The organism is Methanosaeta sp. UBA356, from assembly GCF_002496465.1.
Classification (GTDB): Archaea; Halobacteriota; Methanosarcinia; order Methanotrichales; family Methanotrichaceae; genus Methanothrix; species Methanothrix soehngenii.
The window spans coordinates 1-4,599 of record NZ_DAKC01000095.1 but is presented as its reverse complement, the minus strand read 5'-3'; the positions used below and the strand labels follow the sequence as shown (position 1 = coordinate 4,599).

Genomic DNA, 4,599 nt, shown 5'->3' with positions numbered 1-4,599 from the left:
TTGGTATCGGGAGCAATGTCGGTAACGTCTCCATAGTTGAGGGTGATGGTATGCTTAAGCGCCTCGCGAATCATTCCTGAGTCATAGGGAAGACGGTTCCCCTCCCTGCCCGCGATCTCGATGTAATCCAGCTGCAATAGAACGAAAAGATCCCTGGTAGGTGGAGTGCAGTAGATGGGGCCCTCATAGCCGTACTTATAGAGCATGGGAACAAGGCCTGCATGGTCCAGGTGAGCATGGGTCAGGACCACCGCATCGATCTGGTTCAAGGGATAGACCTCAGGTACATAGAGGTATGGGGTGGCTGAGTCATCCGATCCCACATTTATTCCGCAGTCGATGATAATACGGGACTCTGGAGTGGAGAGGAGCATACAGCTTCTGCCCACCTCCCGACAGCCGCCTAAGGTGGTTATTCTGACCCACTGGTCCTTGGAAGCAATATCACGGTGGATCTTCCTGCCCACTGTGCGCAGGATGTTTTTTCTCTCGCTCTGCACGCTGCGCAGGTAATCCTTGATATTAGCGATGGTCGAAGATCTAACCGGCGGGGTTCTGACCACCTTCGGTGTCCAGCCGATCAGCTTTGTGATCTCCCGCAGGGTGGCACCATGGCGGCCGATCACTAGCCCAGGCTTCTCCGCCTCGATCTGCACTTCGCCGGTCTCGCCGTCGAAGTGGTAGTTGGTGAGGACTGCCTCTTTGGGCACGACCTCCTGGATCTTTAATATGGCAGATTCAGGATCTGCCAATACCTTCAGGTCCGGCCGGACCACCACTCTTTTGCGAAGCTCTTTGGCGAGGTTCCTTATGATCTCGCCGTCATCAGCCACCTTCTTGGGGTCATCGGTGTAGATGACCAGCTCCGGACCCTCGAACTCCAGCCCCGTGACGTTGATGTCCGGGGGCAGTTTGCTCTGAACCTTGCGTTTGAGCTCAAAAAGTACTTCTTCTACCGACAATATTACACATCCAAAAAAGATTAAATGAGATTCATAATCTCCGAATACTCCGGCTCGCCTACCTCCTCATATTTATCTGTAATCCTAACGAGCTCGATCTTATCACCAGAAGCGGAATCTCGCTTCAAAGCGTTATGAATTGCCCTAGCCGCCAGAACAGTTCCATCTTCGACGCTGATACCCGGCTTGTACATGGCCTCCAATACGCCATAAGCGACCGGAGAACCGGAGCCAGTAGCGACAATCCTTCGCTCCTCGATCTGACCTCCCAGGGCATCCAATGAGTAAATCCTGGGGCCGTATCTGTCCACACCGCCCATGATGAGCTGAACCATAAAAGGATAGTAGCGCCTGGATGAGAGAATATTGGCGAGCATGGTTGTGACGGCCTTGACCGTCAATCCTTCGCCCCTTTGCATCTTATAGAGCCTGGCCTCCACCTGAACCATCCGGACAAGAGACTGGGCATCACCTACACCTCCGGCAGTGGTCATACCCACCAGGTCGTCGATCTGATAGATCTTCTTGGCCTGGCTGCTGGCTATGAAGCTGCCCATGGTAGCACGGCTCTCCGATGCAAGGACTACACCTCCATCACAGAGTACACCTACCGTAGTTGTACCTTTGAACACCTCGACCATTTAATTACCTCAGCTAAAATCGGAAAATGGACAAGCATGCTTGTCGTTCTGCAATATAAATACTTTTTGCACGCCATATTTCGATCGACTGAAATACTGTGAGAGTGCAATGACCTGGTGTGATCGATTTAGCAGACTGGATATATAGGTACTACATCCACCCCATCATTTATGATACGAGCTACAACCCAGTGGACACGATCACCTGGGCGGTGGTGCTGGGCCTGGCGATACTGGGACTGGTGAAGCTCTTTCGCCACTATCGTCTGGCGATCGATGAGCGGCTGGTCTTATCTACCCTGCCCTACATCCTGGCGGGCTCGAGCTTGAGGGTGATCGAGGACGCGGAGATCGTGCAACCGCCCTGGAGCTATCTATTAATCACTCCCCTCATATTCTTCCTGGTCTTCCTGGTCACTGCCGGATCTCTGACCCTCACCAGAAGGATTCTGGGGGACCAATTCCATCACGGCTACGCCGCCATAGGCCTTGCCTGGACCCTTTTCAATCTCATACTGCTCGGCGGGGTGGGCCTGGAGAACGGCTGGGTCATTGGGGCAGTATTCGCCCTGGGCTCCGCCCTGACTGGAGGCCTGCTCCTCTCTCGCCGCGCCATACCTAGCCTATCCTTTTTGGATGACAGGTTTAACCTCATGATCGTCTATGCCCATATGCTCGATGCCAGCTCCACCTACCTGGGAGTGGACTGGTTTGGCTACTACGAAAAGCATGTCGTCCCCACGTTCCTCATCGATCTGGCAGGAACAGCGGTGGTCATGTACCCACTGAAGTTGATCGTGCTCCTGCCCGCCCTTTTTATGATCGATAAGGCCATCGATGACCGATCCCTGAGAAACCTCACCAAGCTGGCCCTGATCACCCTGGGCCTGGCACCGGCGGTGAGAAACACCCTGCGGCTGGCGCTGGGCGTTTGAAAGGGAAAAGATATGGAAGTCAGCTATGGCAAGGCCGGGAGAAGGAGCTGGCAAAACTTTTAAATGGTCTCCAGCCCGGCAGGCAGTCACCATCTGCGGCCCTGGAGGCATGGGAAAGACTGCTCTTGTCGCAGAAGCGATCTGACAGCTCTCACCAGGCAACGATCCGCCGGAGCAGTTTCCGGATGGCATCATCTTTCATACCTTCTACCACAAGCCTTAGGCAGCTTTAGCCCTGGAGGCCATTGCCAGGGCTTACGGAGTTGATCCGCGTACAGGAGCCTTAGATGCCGCCCGAATGGCTTTGAGCAGCCGCCAGGCTCTGATAGTACTGGATGGAACTGAGGCTGCCGACGACCTGACAGAAATCCTGTCCATCACAGGAGGCTGCGGGGTGCTCATAACCACCCGGAGGCACAGCGATGCACCTGCCGACTTCTGCGACATGCCTCCGTTACCCCTGGCTGAGGCGGTGCAACTCCTGCAATCCTGGGCCGGCACGATGGCTTCCGATGAGAAGATCTGCCAGAGCATTGTGGCATTCTGGGCGGTCTGCCCCTGGCCGTCTTCCTGGCGGGCCGCTACATGGCTCACAAGCGGCAGCTTGGTTGCGAGTATCTTACCTGGCTGGAGAAGACGCCTCTGGAAGCTCTGCATCAGGGAGAGCGAGAGCATCGGAGCATCCCTCTCTTGATGGAGCACAGCCTCAAGCAGGTGAGCGATCCAGCTCGAGCCTGTCTGGGGGTAACGGGAATTCTGGCCTTGCAACCTTTCGAGGCCGAAATCATGGATATCGCTCTGGAGATATCTGCTGATGATGCGAATCGCAGCCTGGGGGAGCTGGTCGATTTCGGTCTCCTGATCCGCCCTGATACTCGCTACCAGATAACTCATGCATTGGCTCATACCTATGCCAGGGCCTGGCTGACTTCGCCAGACAGTGCACTGACCAGGCTGGCGGAGTACTATGAGGATTTCATCCGTGAGCAGATGCAGCGAGGACAGACGCGCTATGCTCTCCTGGACTCCCAAAGAGATCACATCCTGGCAGTGCGGTCAGCTTGTAATAGGGCCGGATTGTGGGAAGCTGCACGCACCATTACCTGGGCTATTGAGGAATATCTGGACCTGCAAGGGCATGGGACGGAAAGGGTTGCCGTGGTTAAGGCGGGACTGGAGGCATCTCGTTCCGATGAAGCGCGGTATGACGAAGCTTCGTTTCTGAATCTTCTGGGCCTGGCCTACGCCCGCCTGGGCGAGCCGCGAAAAGCCATCGAGCACTATGAGCAGGCCCTGAAGATCAGCAGGGAGATCGGATACAGGAGGGGCGAAGCAAACACCCACTGGAATATGAGCCTGGCGCAAGACAGCCTCGGCAAACGATCCGATGCGGTGGGGCTGGCGAAAGAAGCGCTGGCTATCTACGAGCAGATCGAGAGCCTCTACGCGGGGCGGGTGCGTCAGTAGCTGGCGGAGTGGCAGCAATAGAAAGCAATGGGTCAGGCCTGCGAATTAGTCAGACACAAGTCAATCCAGCCAGGGAATGATGAAAGATTAGCAAGGGGACGAAGATTTCTTATGATCTCCTCTCAACATCAGATGTTAAAGAACTCTCTCCAAGAACCTCTCAGTCTATTAGGAAATATCTTTAAGCTTGAAGCTCAGAAGAACAAAAGATCATTCATGGAAAAGCTGCACTTGCCAATCCTAGTCGAGATCGATGAAAACGGCTTATACATAGTTAGCTGCCCGCTCTTTAAGGGATGTCACTCCTGGGGGGAGACCATAGATGAAGCCATGAAGAACATTTCCGAGGTTGTCGATATGTGTCTGGAAGAGACCGAGATAGGCAGCTTCAATACATTTGTCGGTTTCAGAGAGCTGGAAGTCGTTCATAATGCAAAAGCTACCTGCGATTGATTCCCAGGATCTTTTGAGGTTCCTGAAGGCTCTTGGATTCATCGTCATCCGAACAAAGGGCTCCCATGTCCGACTCCGTTCAGAAGATGGTCGGTTAACTACAGTCCCGATTCATAGCAATAGGGAGATACCCAAGGGACT

The 4,599-nt window shown here is 54.3% G+C and carries 7 protein-coding genes; 4 read left to right on the top strand and 3 right to left on the bottom strand.

All coding sequences use genetic code 11. The features are described from left to right. Both BP727_RS08805 and psmB read right to left on the bottom strand, forming a co-directional pair. Nucleotides 1-962, bottom strand: a 962-nt coding sequence (locus BP727_RS08805; RefSeq protein ID WP_286858376.1) for an MBL fold metallo-hydrolase, incomplete at its 3' end; no start/stop codon positions are given. Between the two features lie 20 nt (nucleotides 963-982). Then, nucleotides 983-1,603, bottom strand: coding sequence for an archaeal proteasome endopeptidase complex subunit beta (psmB, locus tag BP727_RS08800; RefSeq protein ID WP_013720252.1), 621 nt, complete (start codon nucleotides 1,601-1,603; stop codon nucleotides 983-985). Between the two features lie 119 nt (nucleotides 1,604-1,722). Between psmB and BP727_RS08795 the strand changes: the two genes are divergently transcribed. After that, a complete protein-coding gene (locus BP727_RS08795) occupies nucleotides 1,723-2,538 on the top strand; it encodes a DUF63 family protein (protein ID WP_273271848.1) in 816 nt (271 codons plus the stop codon). A 255-nt stretch (nucleotides 2,539-2,793) separates the two neighbouring features. Here the strand turns inward: BP727_RS08795 and BP727_RS08790 are convergent, their stop codons facing one another. After that, entirely contained in the window at nucleotides 2,794-3,132 is a 339-nt protein-coding gene (locus BP727_RS08790) for a hypothetical protein (protein WP_286858375.1), read from the bottom strand. Here BP727_RS08790 and BP727_RS08785 point away from each other — a divergent pair. From BP727_RS08785 to BP727_RS08775, 3 genes are all read left to right on the top strand, one after another. Next, complete coding sequence (locus BP727_RS08785; RefSeq protein WP_286858372.1) at nucleotides 3,124-4,005, top strand: tetratricopeptide repeat protein; 882 nt, start codon at nucleotides 3,124-3,126, stop codon at nucleotides 4,003-4,005. The two genes, BP727_RS08790 and BP727_RS08785, sit on opposite strands and share 9 nt — an antisense overlap. A gap of 111 nt (nucleotides 4,006-4,116) precedes the next feature. After that, nucleotides 4,117-4,458: a type II toxin-antitoxin system HicB family antitoxin gene (locus BP727_RS08780; RefSeq protein WP_286858370.1), complete on the top strand. Its 342-nt coding sequence runs from the start codon at nucleotides 4,117-4,119 to the stop codon at nucleotides 4,456-4,458. Further along, on the top strand, nucleotides 4,436-4,599 hold a 164-nt coding region (locus tag BP727_RS08775), incomplete at its 3' end, for a type II toxin-antitoxin system HicA family toxin (protein WP_286858382.1). The genes BP727_RS08780 and BP727_RS08775, both read left to right, overlap by 23 nt.

Coding starts and splice junctions, on each gene's coding strand:
- psmB (WP_013720252.1), bottom strand. CDS start 1,603: ATGGTCGAGGTGTTCAAAGGTACAACTACGGTAGGTGTACTCTGTGAT.
- BP727_RS08785 (WP_286858372.1), top strand. CDS start 3,124: ATGGCTCACAAGCGGCAGCTTGGTTGCGAGTATCTTACCTGGCTGGAG.
- BP727_RS08780 (WP_286858370.1), top strand. CDS start 4,117: ATGATCTCCTCTCAACATCAGATGTTAAAGAACTCTCTCCAAGAACCT.